The sequence below is a fragment of the Dactylosporangium sucinum genome, assembly GCF_014647515.1.
Taxonomy (GTDB): Bacteria; Actinomycetota; Actinomycetes; order Mycobacteriales; family Micromonosporaceae; genus Dactylosporangium; species Dactylosporangium sucinum.
In genome coordinates, this window is the sequence record NZ_BMPI01000067.1 from 36,904 (window position 1) to 57,191 (window position 20,288).

At 71.6% G+C, this 20,288-nt stretch carries 18 protein-coding genes and 1 tRNA gene; 11 read left to right on the forward strand and 8 right to left on the reverse strand.

All coding sequences use genetic code 11. From position 1 onward, the window contains the following. Positions 1-373: 373 nt before the first annotated feature. The 3 genes from IEZ31_RS44310 to IEZ31_RS44320 form a co-directional block, all read right to left on the reverse strand. Positions 374-445 (reverse strand) — tRNA-Arg (locus tag IEZ31_RS44310). A gap of 81 nt (positions 446-526) precedes the next feature. Next, entirely contained in the window at positions 527-1,156 is a 630-nt protein-coding gene (locus tag IEZ31_RS44315) for a DUF305 domain-containing protein (RefSeq protein ID WP_190256147.1), read from the reverse strand. A gap of 6 nt (positions 1,157-1,162) precedes the next feature. Next, entirely contained in the window at positions 1,163-2,074 is a 912-nt protein-coding gene (locus IEZ31_RS44320) for a thioredoxin-like domain-containing protein (protein WP_190256148.1), read from the reverse strand. A 165-nt stretch (positions 2,075-2,239) separates the two neighbouring features. Here IEZ31_RS44320 and argS point away from each other — a divergent pair, with 165 nt between their 5' ends. The 4 genes from argS to thrC are packed head-to-tail and all read left to right on the forward strand — an operon-like array spanning position 2,240 to position 7,633. Beyond that, positions 2,240-3,898 (forward strand): arginine--tRNA ligase, encoded by a 1,659-nt coding sequence (argS, locus tag IEZ31_RS44325; protein WP_190256149.1) that lies wholly within the window; start codon positions 2,240-2,242, stop codon positions 3,896-3,898. 5 nt (positions 3,899-3,903) lie between these two features. Next, positions 3,904-5,292: a diaminopimelate decarboxylase gene (gene lysA / locus IEZ31_RS44330; RefSeq protein ID WP_190256150.1), complete on the forward strand. Its 1,389-nt coding sequence runs from the start codon at positions 3,904-3,906 to the stop codon at positions 5,290-5,292. A 3-nt stretch (positions 5,293-5,295) separates the two neighbouring features. After that, a complete protein-coding gene (locus IEZ31_RS44335) occupies positions 5,296-6,579 on the forward strand; it encodes a homoserine dehydrogenase (protein ID WP_190256151.1) in 1,284 nt (427 codons plus the stop codon). A gap of 4 nt (positions 6,580-6,583) precedes the next feature. Next, positions 6,584-7,633, forward strand: a complete 1,050-nt coding sequence (gene thrC, locus IEZ31_RS44340) for a threonine synthase (protein ID WP_190256152.1) — start codon at positions 6,584-6,586, stop codon at positions 7,631-7,633. Between the two features lie 544 nt (positions 7,634-8,177). Here thrC and IEZ31_RS44345 read toward each other — a convergent pair. The 3 genes from IEZ31_RS44345 to IEZ31_RS44355 are packed head-to-tail and all read right to left on the reverse strand — an operon-like array spanning position 8,178 to position 11,894. Continuing rightward, positions 8,178-10,322 carry a DUF8189 domain-containing protein gene (locus IEZ31_RS44345; protein ID WP_190256153.1) on the reverse strand — a complete coding sequence of 715 codons (2,145 nt, stop codon included), beginning with the start codon at positions 10,320-10,322 and terminating at the stop codon, positions 8,178-8,180. Positions 10,323-10,371: 49 nt separating this feature from the next. After that, positions 10,372-11,568, reverse strand: coding sequence for an RNA polymerase sigma factor (locus IEZ31_RS44350; RefSeq protein ID WP_190256154.1), 1,197 nt, complete (start codon positions 11,566-11,568; stop codon positions 10,372-10,374). After that, positions 11,565-11,894 carry a YciI family protein gene (locus IEZ31_RS44355; protein ID WP_190256155.1) on the reverse strand — a complete coding sequence of 110 codons (330 nt, stop codon included), beginning with the start codon at positions 11,892-11,894 and terminating at the stop codon, positions 11,565-11,567. Before IEZ31_RS44355 ends, IEZ31_RS44350 begins: the two co-directional genes overlap by 4 nt. A gap of 78 nt (positions 11,895-11,972) precedes the next feature. Between IEZ31_RS44355 and IEZ31_RS44360 the strand changes: the two genes are divergently transcribed. From IEZ31_RS44360 to IEZ31_RS44385, 6 genes are all read left to right on the forward strand, one after another. Further along, on the forward strand, positions 11,973-13,184 hold the full coding sequence (locus tag IEZ31_RS44360) for an MFS transporter (RefSeq protein ID WP_190256156.1): 1,212 nt from the start codon (positions 11,973-11,975) through the stop codon (positions 13,182-13,184). A gap of 26 nt (positions 13,185-13,210) precedes the next feature. Further along, positions 13,211-14,062, forward strand: coding sequence for an SPFH domain-containing protein (locus IEZ31_RS44365; RefSeq protein WP_190256157.1), 852 nt, complete (start codon positions 13,211-13,213; stop codon positions 14,060-14,062). A gap of 4 nt (positions 14,063-14,066) precedes the next feature. Further along, entirely contained in the window at positions 14,067-14,252 is a 186-nt protein-coding gene (locus tag IEZ31_RS44370) for a type II toxin-antitoxin system antitoxin (protein ID WP_190256158.1), read from the forward strand. Positions 14,253-14,283: 31 nt separating this feature from the next. Beyond that, entirely contained in the window at positions 14,284-15,225 is a 942-nt protein-coding gene (gene thrB, locus IEZ31_RS44375; protein ID WP_190256159.1) for a homoserine kinase, read from the forward strand. Positions 15,226-15,512: 287 nt separating this feature from the next. Then, positions 15,513-17,510: a transcription termination factor Rho gene (gene rho, locus IEZ31_RS44380; RefSeq protein ID WP_190256160.1), complete on the forward strand. Its 1,998-nt coding sequence runs from the start codon at positions 15,513-15,515 to the stop codon at positions 17,508-17,510. A gap of 102 nt (positions 17,511-17,612) precedes the next feature. Continuing rightward, complete coding sequence (locus IEZ31_RS44385; RefSeq protein WP_190256161.1) at positions 17,613-17,822, forward strand: hypervirulence associated TUDOR domain-containing protein; 210 nt, start codon at positions 17,613-17,615, stop codon at positions 17,820-17,822. Here the strand turns inward: IEZ31_RS44385 and IEZ31_RS44390 are convergent. Then, entirely contained in the window at positions 17,819-18,721 is a 903-nt protein-coding gene (locus IEZ31_RS44390) for a phosphatase domain-containing protein (RefSeq protein WP_190256162.1), read from the reverse strand. The genes IEZ31_RS44385 and IEZ31_RS44390 overlap by 4 nt on opposite strands. After that, the gene (locus IEZ31_RS44395) at positions 18,714-19,775 is read right to left on the reverse strand and encodes an RNA ligase (protein WP_190256163.1); all 1,062 of its coding nucleotides are present in this window, start codon (positions 19,773-19,775) and stop codon (positions 18,714-18,716) included. Before IEZ31_RS44395 ends, IEZ31_RS44390 begins: the two co-directional genes overlap by 8 nt. A 248-nt stretch (positions 19,776-20,023) precedes the next feature. Here IEZ31_RS44395 and rpmE point away from each other — a divergent pair, with 248 nt between their 5' ends. Next, complete coding sequence (gene rpmE / locus IEZ31_RS44400) at positions 20,024-20,251, forward strand: 50S ribosomal protein L31 (protein ID WP_190256164.1); 228 nt, start codon at positions 20,024-20,026, stop codon at positions 20,249-20,251. Positions 20,252-20,288 lie beyond the last annotated feature (37 nt).

The following is a 20,288-nucleotide window of genomic DNA, read 5'->3' on the forward strand; positions in this document are numbered from 1 at the left end:
CACCGGGCCAGCAACTTCACGCGGCCGGCGGAAACACCCAAACGAGGTGAGGCCCAATCAGAGTGCCGCACCTCGCAGCGACCGGCGAGTGGGCCAATCAAGATACCGCCCGACCCCGCAACCCAGACACCGGGGCCACTGCAGAATGCCGAACCGGGGCCACTTCAACTTGCCGAATCAGGCAAGACGCATGCCGGATGAGAGCAACATGTAGCAGCGATCCCGGCGCGTTCCGCGCCCGTACATCGAGCCAACGCGAGGATGCCCCCAGCCGCTCGGCCGGGGGCATCCCGTAAACGTCTACTCGAACGCGAAACTGGCCTCTCCGATCAGTGATCGGCCGGTCGCGCTGCGCGTTCGCAGTTCTGTGACGTGCCCCCGGCAGGATTCGAACCTGCGCCCCCGCCTCCGGAGGGCGGTGCTCTATCCCCTGAGCTACGGGGGCCTTGCCTAAGGCCTCGCAAAGAGTAGCAGACCACCTCCGCCCGCCGCGCATCACATACCCCGCGGCGGGCGACAGCAGAGGCTACGACGACAAGGGTTGGGCGCCCAGGTCCTTCAGGAGCTCCGTCAACTGCGAGATGTCGTACTGCTGTGCCACGCGCATCTTCTCGGCCGCGTCGCGTACCTCGGGGGTGGACGCCTTCGTGGCCGCCACCTCCGCCATGTGGATGCCGCCCAGGTGGTGGCGCAGCATCAGCTGGGCCCACAGGGCGTCGAAGTCCTTGCCCGTGGCGGACTTGAGCTTGTCCAGCTCGGCCTTCGAGGCCATGCCGGGCATGCGGCCGTCCGGCTGCAGGGCGTTCTGGCCGTCCGGCATCCAGGCCATGGCGCGCGTGCTCGTCGTCGGGGACAGGTGCCACTCGACCAGCCAGGTCTGCATCTGGCCGATCTGCCACTGCTGGCTGGCCGCGATGTCGTACCCCAGCGTCCGCACGTGGTCGGAGTTGCCCAGGCGGAAGGCGAACATGGCCATCTCGACCGCCTGAGCGTGGTGGGTGCTCATGTCGCGGGCGAAGCCGGCGTCGACCGAGTCGTCGCCCGGCTGGCGGAGGGTGGGGACCAGGTAGCCGATCGCGACGCCGGTCACCAGCAGGAGTACGGCGGCGAGCACGCCCATGGTCAGGCGTGCTCGCCCCGAGAGTTGTGCGAACACGGTCGGTCAGTTGCCCATGCCGGTGCCGCCGCCGTCCTTGCCCAGGTCGCGCGGCGTGGTGCCGGTCTCGGTGATGACGTCACCGTTGGAGCACGGCGTGCCGGCCTCCAGGGAGGCGTTCTGGCGCAGGGCCTTGACGAACTCGTCGATCCGCGCGTCGCTGGCGTTGCTGACCTTCAGCTGGAAGCCCCACGCCTGCAGGGAGATCGGCGTGTCCTGGTCGGCGAACGGGCTCATGAGCATGAAGTCGTTGCCGCGGACCTTCTTGGCCAGCGTCTCGACCTGGTCGGCGGGCAGGTCCGGCTGGTACGTGATCCAGACGGCGCCGTGCTCCAGGCTGTGCAGCGCGTGCTCGGTGGCGATGGGTGCCGTGTAGACGTCGCCCATGCATCGCTGCCAGTTCGGGTTGTGGTTGCCGGCGACCGGGGGCTTCATGTTGTACGTCTGGGGGCCCCACACGTGCTCGCGCTGGTCGACGAGCGCCTTGTCGGTCTTGCGGTAGTCCTTGATGCCCTGGATGCGGTCGGCCCGGTCCTGCCAGCTGAGGCCGTTCTCATACACCTGCCAGCCGGCGAAGCCGATGATGCCCAGCGCGAGCACGCCGACCGTCGTGAACAGGGCGATCGGGCCCCACGACGTGCCCTGCTTGACCTTGACGGGGGCGATCTTCTTGACCGCGGGGCGGGTCGAACCGGCGGGGCGCTTCCCGGCCGGGGCCGTCTTGCGAACCGGCGCCGACTTGCGCGGGTTGGCCTTCGGGCGGGCGGGGGCCTGCGACTCCTCAGCCTCCTCGGCCTCAGAGGTCTCGTCCACGACGTCGTCGAGCTCCGCGTCCTCGTCACCACCCTGCTTCGGCTTGGCGCCGGACACAGCCTTGGTGGACGGCTTGCGGTTGCCGCCGCCGTGCTGGGTGCTCATGCTCATTTCGTCGCCTCGCAACGCTGGGCAGTGTGGTCGCTCATCGGGCCTCGTCTGGTCAACGGTCGGGGGTTTCGGGCGGAAACTCGGCCAGCCGTCCCGCATTGTGACCAGCACAACGGGCCGCCGCCAAGTACGGGAGTCTACCCCCGATAACATTTGTCGGTGACTCCCGCTGAACTCGCCGTAGCAGTCCTCGAAGCCGCCCGTGCGGCCATCACCGAGCGTGACCTCGACGCGTCCGTTCTTCCGGCGACGACCAGCGTGGAGCGACCGCGAAACCCGGAGCATGGTGACTATGCGTCGAATATCGCCCTGCAGTTGGGCAAGAAGGTCGGACTGAATCCGCGCGAGCTCGCCGCCGCGGTCGCGAAAAACTTGCAGGAAACTCCCGGGATCGACAGCGTTGAGATCGCCGGGCCCGGGTTTCTCAACATCCGGCTGTCCGCGGCCGCCGCCGGCGCGCTGGCGCGGCTCGTCGTGCAGGCCGGCGCCGCGTATGGGCACAGCGAGACCCTCGCCAAGGAGAAGGTCAACCTGGAGTTCGTCTCGGCGAACCCCACGGGCCCGGTCCACCTCGGCCACACCCGCTGGGCGGCGGTCGGCGACGCGCTCGGCCGCATCCTCACCGCCGCGGGCGCGGACGTCACCCGCGAGCACTACATCAACGACGCCGGCGTGCAGATGGCCCGGTTCGGCGAGTCGGTCATGGCGGCCGCGCACAAGCAGCCCACCCCGCCGGATGGCTACCCGGGTGAGTACATCCAGGACATCGCCGCCCAGATCGTCCGGACAAACCCGGACATTCTGCACAAGAGCGAGGCCGAGCAGCACATCGCCTTCCAGCAGGAGGGCTACCAGGCCATGCTCGCCGAGATGCAGGCAAGCCTCGAACGCTTCGGCGTCCACTTCGACGTCTGGTTCTCCGAGAAGACCCTGCACGACGGCGGCGCGGTCGAGCACGCCCTCGACGAGCTGCGCAAGCAGGGCCACGTCTTCGACGCCGACGGCGCCATCTGGCTGCGCACCACCGACTTCGGCGACGACAAGGACCGCGTCCTCATCCGGTCCAACGGCGAGAAGACCTACTTCGCCGCCGACGCCGCCTACTACATCAACAAGCGGGAACGCGGCTTCGAGCGCTGCATCTACATGCTGGGCGCCGACCACCACGGGTACATCGGCCGCCTCAAGGCCATCGCCGCCTGCGCCGGCGACGACCCGGAGCGCAACATCGAGGTGCTGATCGGCCAGCTGGTCAGCCTGCTGCGCGGCGGCGAGCCGGTCCGGCTCAGCAAGCGCGCCGGCACCCTGATCACCCTCGACGAGCTCATCGACGCCGTCGGGGTGGACGCCGCGCGGTATTCGCTGGCCCGCTCGTCGACCGACTCGCCGCTCACCCTCGACATCGAGGTCATCACCCGGCAGAAGAACGACAACCCCGTCTTCTACGTGCAGTACGTGGGAGCGCGGACGGCCTCCGTCGCGCGCAACGCCGCCGAGTTCGGCCACACCAGGGGCGACGACTTCGACGCGTCGCTGCTCGTGCACGAGAAGGAGCTCGACCTGCTCAAGGCCCTGGGCGACTTCCCGTCGGTGGTCGCGACCGCCGCGGAGCTGCGCGAGCCGCATCGCGTGGCACGCTATTTGGAGGACCTTGCCGGTGCTTACCACCGGTTCTACGACAACTGCCGGGTGCTGCCCCAGGGCGACGAGCCGTTCACGGAGACCAACCGGGCGCGCCTGTGGCTCAACGACGCCACGCGCCAGGTCATCGTCAACGGCCTCGACCTGCTCGGGGTCTCCGCACCGGAACGGATGTAAGGAACATGCGCGCACACGAGGCGGGGGCGCTGCACGCGGACCTGGGTGCCGCCAACGGCCCGTCATGGCTGCGGACCCCGGGCGACGTCAACGCGTTGGTCCCGATGCTGTGGCCCAAAACGGTCACGCGGGAACACACCGGCGAGATCACCGTCGGCGGCCTGAGCGTCCACACCATCAAGCAGGAGCACGGCACCCCCGCCTACGTCTTCGACGAAGCCGACTTCAGGGCACGCTGCAGGGCCTTCAGGGAAGCCTTCGGCGGCGCCGACGTCTACTACGCCGGCAAGGCCTTCATCGCCACCCACATCGTCCGCATCCTCGTGGAGGAAGGCCTCAGCCTCGACGTGTGCACCGGCGGCGAGCTGCGGGTAGCGCTGAACGGTGGCATGCCGCCGGAGCGCATCGGCCTGCACGGCAACAACAAGTCCACGGCGGAGCTGGGCAGGGCCGTGGCGGCAGGGGTCGGCCGCATCATCGTCGACTCGTTCGACGAGATCGCCCGACTGACCGAAATCGCCCGCGAAACGGGCAAAAAGCCCAAAGTCATGGTCAGGGTGACCGTCGGTGTTGAGGCACACACCCACGAGTACATCGCCACCGCCCATGAGGACCAGAAGTTCGGCTTCTCGCTGGCGGGCGGCGCCGCCGAGCAGGCCGTCGAGCGCATCCTGAGCGACGGAGTCCTCGACCTCCGCGGCCTCCACTCGCACATCGGCTCCCAGATCTTCGACTCGTCGGGCTTCGAGGTCTCGGCAAGGCGCATCCTCGGCCTCCAGGCGGCGATCCAGCAGAAGCACGGCACGGAACTGCCCGAGCTCGACCTCGGCGGCGGTTTCGGCATCGCCTACACGACGCAGGACAGCCCGGCGGAGCCCGCGGACCTCGCCCGCGACCTCATGCGCATCGTCAAGCAGGAGTGTGCCGCCCTGCACCTCAGCGTGCCGCACCTGTCGGTCGAGCCGGGCCGCGCGATCGTCGGCCCCTCGATGTTCACGCTGTACGAGGTCGGCACCGTGAAGGACGTCGACGGCATCCGCACGTATGTCTCCGTCGACGGCGGGATGAGCGACAACATCCGCCCGGCGCTGTACGACGCCGCCTACTCGGCGACGATCGCCGGCCGGGCATCGTCCGAACCGCCGATTCTCGCCCGCGTGGTGGGAAAACATTGCGAGGCCGGGGACATCGTCGTGAAGGATGAGTTCCTGCCGGCGGACGTTCGCGCCGGAGATCTTCTTGCGGTTCCGGGCACCGGCGCCTATTGCCGCAGCATGGCGAGCAACTACAACCACGTGCCCCGCCCGCCGGTGGTTGCGGTGGCCGATGGGGTGTCGCGGGTGATCGTTCGCCGGGAGACCGAGGACGACCTGCTCAGACTGGACGTGGGGTGACAGATGCCGAAATCGGTCAAGGTGGCGCTGCTGGGCTGCGGCACGGTCGGTTCCGAGGTTGTGCGGTTGATGCACGAGCAGGAAGACGACCTGACGGCCCGCATCGGCGCGCCCCTGGAACTGGTCGGCATCGCCGTCCGGCGTGCCGGCCGCGCCCGTGAGCTGCCGGTCGACCAGGCGCTCTTCACCACCGACGCGCTCGGCCTCATCAAAAGAGACGACGTCGACGTCGTCGTCGAGGTCGTCGGCGGCATCGAGCCGGCCCGCACCTGGCTGCTCGAGGCGCTGCACGGCGGCAAGAGCGTCGTCACCGCCAACAAGGCGCTGCTCGGCGAGGACGGGGCCACGCTGCACAAGGCCGCCGCCGACGCGGGCGCCGACCTCTACTACGAGGCGTCGGTGGCCGGCGCGATCCCGCTGCTGCGCCCGCTGCGCGACTCCCTGCACGGCGACCGCATCACGCGCGTGACGGGCATCGTCAACGGCACGACCAACTTCATCCTCTCCTCCATGGACACGAGCGGCGCCGGATTCGCCGAGGCGCTGGAGGAGGCCACCGCCCTCGGCTACGCGGAGGCCGACCCGACCGCCGACGTCGAGGGCTTCGACGCCGCGGCGAAGGCGGCCATCCTGGCGTCGATGGCGTTCCACACCCGGGTGACGGCCGCCGACGTGCACCGGGAGGGCATCACCGAGGTCACCGCGGCCGACATGGCCAGCGCGAAGGCCATGGGCTGCACGATCAAGCTGCTCTGCATCGCCACCAAGCAGGACGGCGCCGTCTCGGTGCGCGTCCACCCGGCGATGATCCCGCGCACGCACCCGCTGGCCGGCGTGGGCGACGCGTTCAACGCGGTCTTCGTGGAGGCCGAGGCCGCCGGCCAGCTCATGTTCTACGGCCGGGGCGCCGGTGGCGCGCCGACCGCCAGTGCGGTGCTCGGCGACATCGTGGCCGTGTCCCGCAACCGGCTCGCCGGCACCCACGCGGCGTCCGAGTCGGCCTACGCTGACCTCCCGGTCGCACCGATCGGGGACGTGCTCACGAGGTACCACATCTCCCTGGACGTCTCGGACAAGGCGGGCGTGCTCGCGGCCGTCGCCGGGGTGTTCGCGAAGCACGGGGTCAGCATCGCGACCGTCAACCAGTCGGGTCGCGGCAACCAGGCCGTCCTGGTCATCGTCACGCACGCCGCGCCGGACCGGGCCCTCGCCGCGACCGTCGCCGAACTGCGAGCATTGGACATCGTTCGCGCCGTGGCGAGCGTCCTGCGCGTCGAAGGAGAGTAACGCCATGTGGCGTGGCTTGATCGAAGAGTTCCGCGACCGCCTGCCGGTCACCGAGCAGACCCCGGTGATCACCCTCCACGAGGGCAACACGCCCCTGCTCCCGGCGCCGGAGCTCTCCGCGCGCACGGGCTGCGACGTCTACCTGAAGGTCGAGGGTTCCAACCCGACCGGCTCCTTCAAGGACCGCGGCATGACGGTGGCGGTGTCCAAGGCCGTGGAGGAGGGCGCCAAGGCCATCATCTGCGCCTCGACGGGCAACACCTCCGCCTCCGCCGCGGCCTACGCGGCAAGGGCCGGCATCACCTGCGCCGTCCTGGTCCCCACGGGCAAGATCGCGCTGGGCAAACTGGCCCAGGCCCTGGTCCACGGCGCCAGACTCCTCCAGGTGACGGGCAACTTCGACGACTGCCTCGGGCTGGCGTCGAAGCTGTCGCTGGACTTCCCGGTCTCCCTGGTCAACTCGGTCAACCCCGACCGCCTGGAGGGCCAGAAGACGGCGGCCTTCGAGATCGTGGCCGGCCTCGGCGACGCCCCCGACATCCACTGCCTCCCGGTGGGCAACGCGGGCAACATCACCGCGTACTGGATGGGTTACAAGGAGGACAAGGCCGCCGGCAACGCCACCCGCACCCCGCGGATGTTCGGCTTCCAGGCCTCGGGCGCAGCCCCGATCGTGAAGGGCGAGGTGGTCCGCGAGCCCAGCACGATCGCCACGGCCATCCGCATCGGCAACCCGGCCAGCTGGACCAGGGCCGTCGACGCAAGAGACGAGTCCGGCGGCCTGATCGACGCCGTGACCGACCGGGACATCCTCCAGGCGTACCGCCTGCTGGCCCGCTCGGTGGGCGTCTTCGTCGAGCTCGGCAGCGCGGCGAGCGTGGCCGGCCTCCTCCAGGCCACCGCCCAGGGCAAGATCGACCAGGGTCAGACGATCGTCTGCACGGTCACCGGCCACGGCCTGAAGGACCCGGACTGGGCCATCTCGACCGCCCCGTCCCCGACCACCGTCCCGGCCGATGTGCTGGCCGCGGCGAAGGCGCTGGATCTGGCTTAGGTTTTCCGGGACTCGGGTCCGTGCAAGGCACGACCGTCGCTCCCGCCAGACACCGCTCGCGGCCCCGGTGCATCCGCCCCGGGGCCGCGACGCTGCCATCGCCGTCGCCCCAAGGGCCCGCGGGCTGAGCCCGCGACGAGGCTCGCACCCCGCACCGCCATCCCACGCCCGCCCGCACCGTCGCCCACGGACGCGCATCTCCCGCGCCGCCCCGGAACCCGAGTCGATCGTGGAAACGCTTCGCTGCCCCGGCGGCAGGAACGTTTCACGGTCAACGTCGCGGGCCGGGCCGCGCACGTGGTGGTCCGGCCCGGCCTCGGGCTCCCGGTCAACGACGACGGCTCGTCGACGCCCACCGCTTGCGAACAGACGCCGGTCGATCCACCCTCAACTTGATCTCGGCGAGCGAGGGTAGATCGACCAACGTCAAAGGGTATGCCGCGCGACGCCGGGTCCGGCGCAGCGTGCGTTTGGGATCGTCATGCGCATGGCCCGCAGCGGGTCGCCTCTTCGACCCGGCTTGACGACGCGGGCGTCGGCGGGCTCAGGCGGAGATGTCGTTCCAGCCCGACCAGCCGTTGGTGTAGTACGTGTACAACGTGTGGCCGTCCGAAGCGCCGCGCGTGTAGACCTCCGTGCTGCCCCACCTCGGGTTGAAGATGACGGCCGGAGTGCCCGCGAACGGGGCGCCCAAGTGGATCCAGGACGACCAGGCGCTCGCGTAGTACTGGTACACAACGGCGTTGTCGGCCGTGCGGGCGTAGACCTCGGTCGTCTTCGCCGCCGGGTTGTAGAGCAGCGTCGGGTCGCTGGCCAGCGTCGCGCCCGGGCGCGACGTCCAGGACGACCAGGCCGTCGTGTAGGTCTTGTACTGGAGCTCACCCGCCGCGGTCCGGATGTACACCTCTGTGCTGCCGAAGCGCGGGTTGAACAGCACCGAGGGGGTCGCGCCCTCCGCCATGCCGCCCTCCAGGGGGAGCCAGGCCGACCACGACGCCGAGTAGTACTTGTACTCCACGCCGCCCGTCGCGTTGCGGACGTAGGCCTCCGTGGTGCCGAACCTCGGGTTGTAGATCAGGGCCGGGTCGCTCGTCAGGGCGCCGGCCAGATCGGTCCAGGCGGCCGTCCACCGGCCGTTGACGAAGTACGTAAAGGCCAGCCGGTTGTTCGACGTGCGTGCGTAGATCTCGGTCGTGCCGAACCTCGGGTTGTAGATCACCTGGGGGTTGCCCGACACCGTCTGGCTGCCCAGCTCGGTCCAGTCGGACCAGCCGTTGACGTACCGACGGTATGCGATCCGGTTGTTCGCCGTCCGGGCGTAGACCTCCGTGGCGCCCGTCGCCGGGTTCGAGAAGGCCGTCGGGTCGCCGGCCAGGTTGCCGCCCAGGTCGGTCCAGCCCGACCAGCCCTGTGCGTAGTAGGCGTAGATGAGGTGGTTGTCGGTCGACCGGGCGTAGACCTCGGTCGTGCCGAAGCGCGGGTTGTACAGCGTGGACAGGCGGCCGGAGGCCTGCGGCGGGTCGGCCTGGCGCACCTGCAGCAGCCGGTTCGGCGAGCCGGCGGGAACGCCCTTCAGGACACCGTCGACGCTGCTCTGGACGACCGCGTTGTGCACCTGGCGGGCGTTGTACGCCCGGTGCGCGCTCAGGACCAGCGCCGCCGCCCCTGTCGCATACGCGGCCGCCATCGACGTGCCGCTCATGATCGACTGGACGTCGGGGATGCCCGCCGAGGGGATGTCCACGCCCGGCGCGTAGAAGTCGACGCAGGCGCCGCGGTTGCTGAACGGCGCGACGTCGTCGGTGCGGGTGCTCGCGCCGACCACGAGCGCCTCGGTGACGCTGCCGGGGCTGGTCAGGCAGGCGTCGGTGCCGGCGTTGCCGGCCGCGACCGACCACACCACGCCGGTGTTGATCGACGCGCGGAGGGCATCGTTGACGGCGACCTTGTTGCCGGCGAGGCTCACGCTGAGGCTCGCCACCGCCGGCCGGGCCGCGTAGCGGGTGACGTGCTCGATGCCGGCCAGGACGCTGGCGTCGGTGCTGTTCCCACGGCAGTCGAGGATCCGGACCGCGACCAGCCTGACGTCCTTGGCCACGCCGTAGGTCGCGCCGCCGACGGTCGCCGCGACGTGGGTGCCGTGGCCGTAGCAGTCGGTGGGGTCGACCGGCCCATACTTGCCGTCGGGGCCGTAGTTCGCGCCGTAGGACGCGCGGCCACCGAAATCCGGGTGCTCGATCTTGATGCCGGAGTCGACGATGAAGGCCGTGATGCCGGATCCGGCGTTCGGGTATCGGAACGCGTTGTCCAGCGGCAGCCTCGGCTGGTCGATCCGGTCGAGGCCCCAGCCCGGACCGGTCTGCGTGCCCGCCGCCGTCACCCGGCCGTTGTGCTCGACGCTCGCGACCGACGGATCGGCGGCCAGCCGCCGGGCCTGGGCCTCGCCGAGGTCGTCGACGGCGAAGCCGCGGATCGCGGCGCGATACTCGGCGGTGACCGTGCCGCCGAACCGGGCGGCCAGCGCGGCGGCGCGCTCGTGGACGTCGCCCTGCTTGAGCACGACGACGTAGCTGCCCGCCTTCGCGGTGGCGGCGTCGCCGAGGACGTGGCCCTCGGCGGGCGCGGCCGGCCCGGTGCCGAGCAGGGCCGCGATCGTGGCAACGACGATGGTGCCCGCAGGTTTGCGCATCTGCAGTTGATCCTCCCCGTGTCGGGAGAGGATATCCCCGATCGCCGATCTACGGTGTCCCCGAGATCGACCGGGCCCGGTCCAGCAGCGCGCGCCGTTCGGCCTCGGAGGCGGCGCGGTCGGCCGAGGCGCGGAACAGTTCGGCGGCGCGCACCGCGTTGCCCGTGCGGGAGACCAGGTCGGCCTCGGCGGCCAGGGCCAGGGGGTAGTCGTCCAGCGCGCCACCGGCTCGGGCCTCGGCCAGCAGCCGCAGGCCCGCCTCCGGGCCGTGGGCGTAGCCGTGCGCCACGGCCCGGTTCAGGGCGATGACCGGCGTCGGCTGCAGGCGGATCAGCGCGTCGTACGCCGAGGCCACCGTCGTCCAGTCCGTCGACGCGGGGTCCGGAGACGTCGCGTGGCAGGCGGCGATCCGGGCCTGCAGCGCGTAGGGGCCGTTCGAGGTGGGCAGCAGCGCGACCGCCTCCGCGATCATCGGCGCGTCCCAGCGCGTCCGGTCCTGCCGGTCCAGCGTCAGGAGATTGCCCTCCGCGTCCCGGCGGGCGTCGCGGCGGGAGTGCTGGAAGAGGAACAGTGCCAGCAGGGCCGCCACCTCGGGCTGGTCCGGCATCAGCGACCGCAGCAGCCGGGCCAGGCGGATCGCCTCATCGGCGAAGGCCGGCTCGCCGGACGCGTTGTAGCCCTGGGTGAACAGCAGGTACAGCACCGCCAGCACCCCGGGCAGGCGCTCGGCCAGCGCCGGGCCGGTCGGCACGCGGTACGGGATGCGGGCGTCGGCGATCTTCGACTTCGCCCGCGTCAGGCGGCGGGTCATCGCCGACTCGCTCGCCAGGAAGGCTTGCGCGATGGCGCCCGTGGGGACGCCGCAGACGACCCGCAGGGTCAGGGCGACGCGCGACTCGAGCGCCAACGCCGGATGGCAGCAGGTGAAGACCAGCCGGAGGCGGTCGTCGTCGATCTCGTGGGCCGGCGGATCGGCCTGACCGAGCCGGGCAAGCTCGCGGAGCTTCCGCTGCTCGACCGACGACCGCCGCAGCACGTCGACCGCCCGGTTGCGGGCGACCGTCATCAGCCAGCCGCCCGGGTTGGCCGGCACGCCGGCGGCCGGCCAGCGCTCCAGCGCCATCGCGAGCGCGTCCTGCGCGCAGTCCTCGGCCAGGCTCCAGTCCCCGGTGACGCGGATGAGGGCGGCCACGATCCGCGGGAAGGCATCCGCCGCGGCGGCGGACGCCTCCTCGGCGGCGCTCACAGGTCGGCGAACGGGCGCAGCTCGATGCGACCGGCCCGGGCCATCGGGTGCGTGCGGGCGACCTCGATCGCCTCGTCGAGGTCGGCGCACTCGAGCAGGTCGAAGCCGACGATGACCTCCTTCGTCTCGGCGAACGGGCCGTCGGAGACGAGCAGCTCGCCGTTGCGGACGCGCACCGTCGTTGCCGACGACGTCGCGGCGAGGGCATGGCCCTGCTCCCGGCGGCCCTTGGTGTCGTTCTCCTCGACCCAGGCGAAGATGTCGGGCGCGGGGGACGGGTCGGTGTCGGGCGAGGTGTCGGTGCAGACGAACATCATGTACTGCATGTCGGGCTCCCTGTCCGGTAGCGGTTTCATCAGCATGACGAACGGCGTCGCCCGGATCGGACACCTATCGTGTCGTACGTGCCGCCAACCCTCTCGGTCCTTACCCGCAACAAGGACTTCCGCCATCTGTTCGCCGCCGACCTGATCGGGCTGGGCGCCGACTGGTTCGTCATGATTCCCCTGCTCAGCCTGTTGCCGCAGCTCACCGGCTCCGGCACGTGGGGCGCACTGGTGCTGGCCGCCGACACGGGCGTGATCGCGCTGCTGCTGCCGTACACGGGGACGGTCGCCGACCGGCTCGACCGCCGCAAGATCATGATCGCGGCCAACCTGGCGATGGCGGTGTGCACGCTGGCGCTGCTGCTCGTGCGCACGGCGGCGACCGCCTGGCTCGCCGTCGCCGCGATCGCGGTCGTCGCCGTGGCGAAGGCGTTCTTCGTGCCGGCGGCCTCGGCCGGGCTGCCCAACGTCGTCGACGCGGAGGACCTGCCGGCGGCCAACGCGCTCAGCGGCTCCGCCTGGGGCACGATGCTGGTCGTCGGCGCGTCGCTCGGCGGCGTGGCGTCCTCGATCACCGGTCCCTACCCGTGCTTCGCCTTCGCCAGCGCGCTGCTCCTGCTGGCCGCGTTCCAGGGCTGGCGGATCCGCCGTCCGCTCCAGGCGGGGCCGCCCGTGGACGGCAAGGCGGGCGTGGGCGAGGCGCTGCGGTACATCCGGAGCCATCCGCGCGTCGCCTCGCTCGTCACGGTCAAGTGCGCCGTCGGCCTCGGCAACGGGGTCCTCGCCACGTTTCCGCTGCTCGCCGCCGTGCTCGGGGCCGGCCCGCTGGGGCTCGGCCTGCTCTTCGCGGCGCGCGGGCTCGGCGCGCTCATCGGGCCGCTCGTCCTGCGCCGCGTGCTGAGCCACCGCGCGTGGATCCTGCCGGGCCTGGCCGTCTCGATGGCGGTCTACGGCCTCGCGTACCTCGGGGTCAGCGTCGCGAGCTGGTTCCCGCTCGCGCTCGCCGGCGTCGTCGTCGCCCACCTCGCCGGCGGCGGCAACTGGATGATGTCGAACTACCAGCTGCAGGCCGAGGTGCCCGACGCGCTGCGCGGCCGGGTCTTCGCGACCGACGTCATGCTGGCCACCCTCGCCGTGTCGGTGTCCCAGCTGGCCGTCGGCGCCTTCATCGACCGGGTCGACCCGCGCCCGCTGGTGGCGATCAGCGGAGCGGTGACGCTGGTGTACGCGATCGGCTGGGCCCTGGTCACCCGGCGTGGCGCGGCTCGCGCGCCTGAGCTATCCTCGTGATATCACTTCGATAGCCGGGAGATGTCATGGAGAGACGTGCGTTTCGCCTTTCTGGGTTCCTGATGCTCGCCCTGGCGCTCGTCATCGCGGCCGTGGCCGTCGCGGTGGTGGCGTCGCTGCCCGAGGACACCGCCGGCGGCCTGGTCGCCGCCGCCTCGCTCGTCGTGGTCGTCATCGCCGCCGGGTTCACGGTGATCAACCCCAACGAGGCCCGGGTCGTGCAGTTCTTCGGCCGCTACGTGGGCACGCTGGAGCAGGCCGGCTTCCACTGGACCGTCCCGTTCAGCCAGAAGCGGCGCCTCTCCCGCCGGGTCCGCAACTTCGAGACCGCCCGGCTGAAGGTCTCCGACGCCGACGGCAACCCCGTCGAGATCGCCGCCGTCGTCGTCTGGCGGGTCGTCGACACCTACATGGCGAGCTTCGGCGTCGACGACCACGTCTCGTATGTCGCGGTCCAGTCCGAGGCCGCCGTCCGGCACCTCGCCACCAGCTACCCCTACGAGGCGCACGACGACGGCCGGGCCAGCCTGCGCGAGGGCAACGTCGTCAGCGAGGAGCTCAACACCGAGCTGGGGGAGCGGGTCGCGCTGGCCGGCGTCGAGGTGCTGGAGTCGCGGATCACGCACCTGGCCTACGCGCCGGAGATCGCCCAGGCGATGCTCGCCCGCCAGCAGGCCAGCGCCATCGTCGGCGCGCGGGTGAAGATCGTGGAGGGCGCGGTCGGCATGGTCCAGAGCGCGCTGGAGCGGCTCAGCGAGCTGCAGGTCGTCGAGCTCGACGAGGAGCGCAAGGCGCAGATGGTGGCCAACCTGCTGGTGGTGCTCTGCGGCGATCGCAACGTCCAGCCCGTCGTCAACACCGGCTCGCTCTACGCCTGAGCCCATGGCGGAGCGCAAGAAGCTGCTGCTGCGGCTCGATCCGCAGGTCTACGACGCGATCGCCCGCTGGGCCGCCGACGACCTGCGCAGCGTCAACGCCCAGATCGAGTTCGCGCTACGCCTCGCCCTGCGCCAGGCCGGCCGGTCAACGAGGGCGCAGCCGGAGGCCGAGCTGGATCCCGAAGACTGAACGTTGACGTCCTCATGGTGAGATGAGGGGCATGGCTCTGCTGTCCGAACCCGTCGTGGCCCGAGTGCCCGCGACGAGCGCGAACCTCGGTCCCGGCTTCGACGCGCTGGGCCTCGCCCTCACCCTCTACGACGTGGTCGAGGCACGGGTGACCGGCGCCGGCGTCACCGTCGAGGTTCGCGGCGAGGGCGCGGGCGACCTGCCCGGCGACGAGAGCCACCTCGTGGTCCGCACCATGCGGCGGACGTTCGGCCTGCTCGGCGAGCAGCCTCCGGGCCTGGCCCTGCGGTGCGACAACCGCATTCCCCAGGCCCGGGGGCTCGGCTCGTCCTCGGCCGCGATCGTCGCCGGCATCGTGCTGGCGCGCGGGCTGGTCGACGGCGGGGCCGAGCGCCTCGACGACGCGGCCGCCCTGGCCCTGGCCAGCGAGATCGAGGGGCATCCCGACAACGTGGCACCGTGCCTGCTGGGCGGGTTCACGATCGCGTGGACCGGCGAGGAGGGTGCGTCGGCGGTCCGGCGGGAGCCCGCCCCCGGCATCCGCCCCGTCGTCTTCGTGCCGGAGGAGCGCGGCCTGACCGAGGTGGCGCGCGCCGCGCTGCCGCCGGTCGTGCCGCACGCCGACGCGGCGTTCAACGCGGGCCGCGCCGCGCTGCTCGTCCACGCGTTGACGGGCGACCCCGGCCGGTTGTTCGCCGCCACGGAGGATCGGCTGCATCAGCGGTACCGTGCGGAAGGCATGCGAGCGACGGCCGAACTCGTCGCCGGCCTGCGAGACCAGCAGGTGGCCGCGGTCGTCTCGGGAGCCGGGCCGAGCGTGCTGGCGTTCGCGGCCGCCGACTGGGCGCCCATGCCGATGCCGGGTTGGCGTGTTCTTCCGCTTGACGTCGACATGACCGGTGCGCGTCTCGGCGGTGACCTGGGATGGGGTACGCTGGAACACGCCGAGCGGGACCCTGTTGCCGCTGGCTAGCGGAGTTGATTACTCTCTAGTCCTACAGCAGCCGCTCAGTGCGGCGATCTCATGCGGGGCGGCGTGCTCCGATTTCCGTGGCACCCCTTGCGCACGCCCGGCCGCCAACCCGCGTTTCCTGTGGTCGCACGCGCACGGCTGGGCCAGGCCGCAGATGGTGGCGTCCAGCCCACCGGCACAGCGCTGCAACATCTCCCGCACCGCACGTGAGGCGGGAGCACCCGCGGGCCGCCCGGCCACCGTGTCTCGAATCCGGGCAGCTCCGGCCTAACGAGGGAAGGAATCCATTGAGCGACACCACCGACGTCACGTCGGATGTCTCCACCGGGGCGGACAGCGCCGAGGCGGGCGCGACGCGCCGGCGGGCGCGCTCCGGCACGGGGCTGTCCAGCATGCTGCTCCCCGAGCTGCAGAGCCTGGCCGCCTCGTTGGGCATCTCCGGCACTGCCCGGATGCGCAAGGGCGAGCTGGTGACGGCCATCCAGGAGCGTCAGGCGGGTGAGTCGCGGCCGGCGGCCGCCGCCGCACCGCGCGCCGCTCGCGCCACGCGCACCGCGACCCCCGAGGCGGAATGGCCGTCCGCCACCGAGGTCACCGAGGCTCCCGCTCCCGCCCGCTCCCCTCGTCGGGCGACCCGCGCCGCCGGCCCGCCGGAGCCGCGCGCCGCCCGTGAGGACGCCGCCGCGGCCGCCGAGGCCGTGGCCGAGAAGCCGGCCGCGGCCGAGCCCGCCGCCGAGCAGCCCGTCGCCGAGCGCGCGGAGCGCAACGGCCGGGCCGAGCGGCCGAGCCGCGCCGAGCGCGCCGCGGAGCGGGCCGCCGAGCGCTCCTCGGATCGTGCCGAGCGCGGCGAGCGTTCCGCCGAGCGTGCGGACCGTGCCGAGCGTGCCGACCGTGCCGACCGGGCCGACCGGGCCGAGCGACCCGACCGGGGCGAGCGAGCCGACCGGGCCGACCGCGCCGATCGGGGCGAGCGCTCCTCGGAGCGCGGCGACCGCAACCAGCGGGGCAGCTTCACGCAGCACGACGACGAGGGCGACGACGACGGCGGCCGGCGCGGCCGGCGCAGCCGGTTCCGTGACCGCCGCCGCGGCCGTGACCGCGACGGCGCCGAGACCGGCGCGCGCGGCGGCAACGAGCCGCAGGTCAGCGAGGACGACGTCCTCGTGCCCGTGGCCGGCATCCTCGACGTGCTCGACAACTACGCCTTCGTGCGCACCACGGGCTACCTGTCCGGCTCGAACGACGTCTATGTCGCGATGTCGCAGGTCAAGCGCTACGGGCTGCGCCGCGGCGACGCGGTCACCGGCGCCGTGCGCCAGCCGCGCGACGGCGAGCAGCGGCGCGACAAGTACAACCCGCTGGTCCGCCTCGACACGGTCAACGGCATGGACCCGGAGGAGGCCAAGCGCCGCCCCGAGTTCTACAAGCTGACCCCGCTCTACCCGCAGGACCGCCTGCGGCTGGAGACCGAGCCGCACATCCTCACCACGCGCGTCATCGACCTGGTGATGCCGATCGGCAAGGGCCAGCGCGCGCTCATCGTGTCCCCGCCGAAGGCCGGCAAGACGATGGTGCTGCAGGCGATCGCCAACGCGATCACCCGCAACAACCCCGAGTGCCACCTCATGGTCGTCCTCGTCGACGAGCGGCCGGAGGAGGTGACCGACATGCAGCGGTCGGTGAAGGGTGAGGTCATCGCCTCCACCTTCGACCGTCCGCCGACGGACCACGCCACGGTCGCCGAGCTGTCGATCGAGCGCGCCAAGCGCCTGGTCGAGCTGGGCCACGACGTGGTCGTGCTGCTCGACTCGATCACCCGCCTCGGCCGGGCGTATAACAACGCCTCGCCGGCGTCGGGCCGCATCCTCTCGGGTGGTATCGACTCGACCGCGCTCTACCCGCCGAAGCGCTTCCTCGGCGCCGCCCGCAACATCGAGAACGGCGGCTCGCTGACCATCATCGCCACGGCCCTCGTCGAGACGGGCTCCACGGGCGACACGGTCATCTTCGAGGAGTTCAAGGGCACGGGCAACGCCGAGCTGAAGCTCGACCGCAAGATCGCCGACCGCCGCATCTTCCCGGCGATCGACATCGACCCGTCCGGCACCCGCAAGGAGGAGATCCTCCTGGCCCCGGACGAGCTGGCGATCGTGATCAAGCTCCGCAAGGTCCTCCACGCGCTCGACTCCCAGGAGGCGCTGAACCTCCTGCTCGACCGCCTGAAGAAGACCCGCACCAACGTCGAGTTCCTGATGCAGATCGCCCAGACCACACCGGGCGAGTAGGACGCGCCGGCCGCCCTCGCTCACGCGGGGGCGGCCGTTTGCTGTTCTCGTCGTGGCGCTTTCACGCCGTTTAGCCGAGCCGCGACGGGAAAGCCGATAGATATGCGACGCGGAGACAAGGTTCGGTGGCGGTCGCACGGCGCCACGGTCGAGGGCACCGCGGTGCGGAAACTTACGCGGCGCACCCGGGCCGCCGGACGGGTCGTGGCCGCCTCGCCGGACCGGCCGCAGTGGGTCGTCCGCAGCGACAAGACCGGCAAAGCGGCCGTCCACCGCCCGGAGGCGCTGGGCCTGTTTCGCACCTGGCCTTAGAAGTCGCCCTCCGCCACCTGGAAGACCGTCAGGCCCAGCGAGCGCCACATGCGGACCACCTGCTGGCGGTCGTCGAAGACGCCGACCACGTGGTAGCGGCTGCGGATCTCGCGGTCGAAGATCTCGGCCTTCACGACCGAGTCGCGGCGCTGGTCGCCGAACTCCCGCATGAACAGGCCCACGTAGGGGACGCCCACGTGCTTGTCCAGCCACGCCGCCGTCTCGTCGCGGCAGTCGTCCGAGCGGCCCGAGCAGAACACCACCTCGTGGCCGGCGGCGTGCATGGCGCGCACGGCGGCGATCACCGGAGGGTTCGGGAGGTCCGAGCCCACCCGGGACATGTCGTACGGGCTGCGGCCGTTGAACAGCGCCACCGTGCCGTCGATGTCGACCAGGACCGCGCGCGGGGCGTCCGGCGGTGGGTCGTACGTCACACCCAGCGCCGGGTTGAGGACCGGGAGCGGCAGGGGAAGCGGGCGGCCCGCGAGGTACCGCAGATGCATCCCCCGGATCACGTCCTCCCCGACCTGCGCGTCACCGGTCCGCAGGGCGTCGCGCCGCAGGCACTCCTCCAGCGGGACGTCGGTGAAGTCGCGGACGGAGAAGGTCGCCCCGCAGCGGGCCGCCAGCTCCGCGAACTCCCGCACGACCCGGCCCCGGAGGTTCGTGTCGTCGCAGACCACGTCGGCGCCGGCCCGCAGCAGGGCCTCGACCATCGCGTGGTGCGCGGCGGTGACCTCGCGCTCGGCCCGGCCGCGCAGCGCGTCGTCGGCCAGCCGGCCGCCGTGCATCATGCGGCGCAGGTCGTCGCGGTTGACCCGGACCAGGTGCGTCTCCTGCTTGGCCCAGGTGGTCTTGCCCGAGGCGGGCAGTCCGCGGGTCAGGGTGAGGCTACGCACCGGGCTCCTCCAAGGATGGTCGTACCTGCTGCCACAGGTGCGAGTCATAGTCCTTCTCGTCCAACCGCAGGAACAAGCATCCGCGCATCGGATGCCGGGCCACCGCCAGCGCGAAGTCCTTCCGCGCCCAGCCCGGCGGCAGGCCGGCGACGACGGACTCGAAGGTCGCCTCGACCGAGGCGTGCAGCGCGGCGACCTCGGAGCGCAGGGACACCGCGATCTTCGTGGCCCACGCGTGGAACTCGTCCGGCAGCGGCTCCAGCAGCTGGTCCAGCGTGCCGCCGACGACCGCCTCCCACACCACGCGGGCGTTGAGGCCGGTGACGATGCGGTGCAGGCGGACGTACTCGGCGTACTTGATCTTCAACCGGGTGTCCGGGCCGACGAAGTGGACGACGAGGCCCTCACGATTGTCGCGCGGCGGCGCCGCCAGCGCCTCGGCCAGCGTCGCGTAGCCGAACGACTCGACGGCCGGGCCCGGCCAGCCGGCCACCCCGGCCGGGCCGTGGCTGCGGCCGGTCCCGATGTCGACGGCGCCTAGCAGCACGAGGTCGTCGAGGTCGCCGTAGTCGAGCACGATCCGGTTCCCCGGATAGATGATCTCGAACAGCAGTGTGCGGCCCTCGGGCGGCGTGAAGCGCCCGGCGTACCGCGACCGCCACACCGCCGTCGCGTGCCGCGCCTGCGTCGAGTCGAACGAGCCCCGGGTCGCGACCGCGTGCCCGTCCGGCGTGGGGAACAGCACACCGAGCGAGCCGTCGGCCTTGTCCGTGACGCTGACCGGCCCGTCGAGGTCCAGCTCGGGAGCGCCGGGCTGCCCGTGGTTGAAGAACTTGGCGAACGGCCGCGCGAGCACCGTGCCGGTCACCGCCGACACGACCAGCCCGCGGCAGGCCAGCGTCGCCGGGTTCCACACGTTGTCGTACTGCGCCTTCTCCGTGTAGTTGTGGATCAGCAGCGGCAGCGCTGGGTGGCGCTGGGTGCGGATGTACCCGCCGCTCACCATCGCGGTGAGCAGCGCCGGGTCGCAGAGTTCGTCGATGTGCAGGCTCATGGCACGAGCCAGGGTAGAAGGGATCATCAAGCCGCCGCGAGGGACTTTCGGCGGGCAGGATCGGCGGGCCGGCCGACGGCCGGGTGGCCCGCCCGGGTCGTCGGGGAATGAACACCCCGTGGGCAGCGTTACAGGTGCCGGTTGAGATGTCGTGACAAGCGCATGGCAGACTTGACCGACGGCCATGAGGTTCCGGTTCACGCCACAAGTGGCGACCCGGCGACCGATCTGAAGAGAGGACCGCGGCCATGAAGCCGGGCATTCACCCGCAGTACGAGACCACTCAGGTCACCTGTTCCTGCGGCAACTCGTTCACGACCCGCAGCACCGCCAAGGGCGGCGCGATCCACGTGGAGACGTGCTCCGTCTGCCACCCGTTCTACACGGGCAAGCAGCGCGTGCTCGACACCGCCGGCCGGGTCGCGAAGTTCCAGCAGAAGTACGCGAAGGTCCAGGCCAAGAAGGCCGCCAAGTAGCGACGCTTCCGGCGCCCGCACCGCCCCTCCTTCGAGG

Bases quoted from the DNA above. Each gene is read 5' to 3' on its own strand.
- IEZ31_RS44370 (WP_190256158.1), top strand. From the start codon at position 14,067: ATGGCGGAGCGCAAGAAGCTGCTGCTGCGGCTCGATCCGCAGGTCTAC.
- rpmE (WP_190256164.1), top strand. From the start codon at position 20,024: ATGAAGCCGGGCATTCACCCGCAGTACGAGACCACTCAGGTCACCTGT.
- IEZ31_RS44395 (WP_190256163.1), bottom strand. From the start codon at position 19,775: ATGAGCCTGCACATCGACGAACTCTGCGACCCGGCGCTGCTCACCGCG.
- thrB (WP_190256159.1), top strand. From the start codon at position 14,284: ATGGCTCTGCTGTCCGAACCCGTCGTGGCCCGAGTGCCCGCGACGAGC.
- IEZ31_RS44385 (WP_190256161.1), top strand. From the start codon at position 17,613: ATGCGACGCGGAGACAAGGTTCGGTGGCGGTCGCACGGCGCCACGGTC.
- IEZ31_RS44320 (WP_190256148.1), bottom strand. From the start codon at position 2,074: ATGAGCACCCAGCACGGCGGCGGCAACCGCAAGCCGTCCACCAAGGCT.
- IEZ31_RS44355 (WP_190256155.1), bottom strand. From the start codon at position 11,894: ATGCAGTACATGATGTTCGTCTGCACCGACACCTCGCCCGACACCGAC.
- IEZ31_RS44365 (WP_190256157.1), top strand. From the start codon at position 13,211: ATGGAGAGACGTGCGTTTCGCCTTTCTGGGTTCCTGATGCTCGCCCTG.
- thrC (WP_190256152.1), top strand. From the start codon at position 6,584: ATGTGGCGTGGCTTGATCGAAGAGTTCCGCGACCGCCTGCCGGTCACC.
- IEZ31_RS44345 (WP_190256153.1), bottom strand. From the start codon at position 10,322: ATGCGCAAACCTGCGGGCACCATCGTCGTTGCCACGATCGCGGCCCTG.
- lysA (WP_190256150.1), top strand. From the start codon at position 3,904: ATGCGCGCACACGAGGCGGGGGCGCTGCACGCGGACCTGGGTGCCGCC.
- IEZ31_RS44335 (WP_190256151.1), top strand. From the start codon at position 5,296: ATGCCGAAATCGGTCAAGGTGGCGCTGCTGGGCTGCGGCACGGTCGGT.